Annotated in this window: 1 protein-coding gene; it reads right to left on the minus strand. The window is 58.1% G+C overall.

The genetic code is table 11. From position 1 onward, the window contains the following. Positions 1-303, minus strand: a 303-nt coding sequence (locus HFD99_RS25110; protein WP_167441085.1) for an AMP-binding protein, incomplete at both ends; no start/stop codon positions are given.

Raw genomic sequence — 303 nt, forward strand, 5'->3', positions numbered from 1 at the left:
TTTCTCCGCCGTCAGGTCCGTACGGTTCAGGTACCCCCGTGCCACACCAGCACCGCCAATGCACAGCTCGCCCAGTACGCCGATCGGCACTGGATTCAGCTGGCTGTCCACAATGTAGAAGCGTGCGTTCAGCCACGCCTGACCAATCGGCACATGGCCGCTACTTGGCAGCTTCGACAGTTCTTCGTCATAGAAGCTGGAGTCAATCGCCGCTTCCGTAACACCGTAGCTGTTGATGATACGGATATCTGCGCCAAACCGTTCTTGCAGCACTCGGTAGTCCGTCACGCTGCAGCTGTCTGA

The organism is Paenibacillus sp. EKM301P, assembly GCF_011800295.1.
Lineage (GTDB): Bacteria > Bacillota > Bacilli > Paenibacillales > Paenibacillaceae > Paenibacillus > Paenibacillus polymyxa.